We start from the raw sequence: 1,590 nt of genomic DNA, 5'->3' as shown, positions 1-1,590 counted from the left end.
CTCGGTGATGAACCTCATCCAGTCCCAGCTGCCCGGCGGAACCGACAAGGACTGATCCGTCGGTCACCTGACCGTCCGATCGCCTGACCAACGGTCGCCCGGTCGCCGGGCAGACGCCTGTGGGCCTCCCCTCCACTGGCCGGAGGGCCGGTCAGTGAGGCCGATCAGCCGTCCGGCTCCTCCGTGGCCAGGCCTCGCAGGGTCTCGTAGGCGGTCTGCAGGAAGCCCCGCCGCCTGCTGGGCGGGGAGCTGACCATGGCGACCAGCCCGGTGCCGGCCGCCGGGTCGAACCCGGCGAACGCCACGAACCCGCGGGTGGTGCCCTCGTGGAACACCATGCTCTGGGTCTGCTGCTCGGCCACCGCCCGCTCGCGTGCACCGAGCCGGCCATCCGCGCCGCGCCGGCCGGGGGCACGCCTGCCGCCGGCGCCGCCGGGGTCGACTCCCCGGCCTTGCGGACGCAACCCCTCGAAGCCCTCGAGCGCCCCGAACCCGACCACCGGCGCGTCCCGGGCAACGTCGAGCGCCTCCACGCCGCGCGCGCGACGGCGGGCGCTCCCGGCGACCGCGGCGGCTCCTGCCGCCTCGATCTGACGCTGCTTCCAGCCCAGGCAGATCCGCGTGCCGCCCAGGCGACGGCCGGCCCGGGGTTGCCGCACCTCGCCCAAGGCCGTCCGCAGCGCCGGATCGGCCTGGAACGCCGGCTGCGCCATGCCCCGCAGCGGCTCGAGCCGGCTGCCCACGGCGCCGTTCGCCGCCAGCAGCGCCTGTAGGTAGCGCAGCATGTCGTCGGCGCTGGAGCGCAGCGCGGCGGCCCCCGGCAGCGCGGCGATCCGGAAGGACGGGACGCGCCGGCCCCGCCGGTAGCCGCCGCCCGCCTCGCCGCCGGGACCGCAGGAGGTGTCCACCATCCCCAGCGGGGCGCAGACCCTGGTGGCGAGCAGGTCCTCGTACCGGCTGCCCGCCGCGTTCTCCAGGAGCAGGCCGAGCAGGCCGCACCCGAGGCTCGAGTACCTCACCTGCGCGCCGGGCGTCCCGCGCACCGGCGTCCGCGGGAGCGAACGCAGCAGGTGGGTGGCGTTGAAGGTGGCGCACGGGCGGGTGAACCACTGCGGGAGCGCGGCCGGCAGCAGGCCGACCGGGTGCCGTGGCAGCCCCGAGGTGTGGGTGGCCAGGTGGAGCAGAGTGATCGGACGTTCCTTCGGGTACCCGGGGACCGAGCCGGCCGGCAGGTACGCGTCTATCGGATCGTCGTACCGAACCTCACCGCGGGCGACCATCTCGGCCAGCAGCAGGCCGGTGAAGGTCTTGGTGATCGAGCCGAGCTCGAAGCGGGTGTCCGCCCGGACGGGGCGTTCGGCGGCCGGGTCGGTGTAGCCACGACAGGCGACGGCCCGCTCGTCGCCCTGGATCACCGCGACGGCCACGCCGCTGTCCGGGGGCAGGCCCTGGAAGAGCGGGCGAAGCCGGCGCTCCAGCCGCAGGGCGTCGAGGGCGGGGGCCTTGCGGGCGGCCGGCGGGTGGGCGAGGTCGCGGCGGCCGGGCGGGGCGGCGCGCTCGCGCACGCGGGTCGCCGCCGTGCGGCGGGCG

At 76.7% G+C, this 1,590-nt stretch carries 1 protein-coding gene; it reads right to left on the bottom strand.

All coding sequences use genetic code 11. The features are described 5' to 3' along the window. Positions 1 to 164: 164 nt before the first annotated feature. Positions 165 to 1,590 (bottom strand): serine hydrolase domain-containing protein (locus tag ABD323_RS40985; protein ID WP_344447193.1); only part of this gene is annotated, 1,426 nt, incomplete at its 5' end.

Origin of the sequence: Kitasatospora nipponensis (assembly GCF_039528135.1) — a bacterium.
GTDB lineage: Bacteria > Actinomycetota > Actinomycetes > Streptomycetales > Streptomycetaceae > Kitasatospora > Kitasatospora nipponensis.
This window is presented reverse-complemented; position numbering and strand designations above follow the sequence as displayed.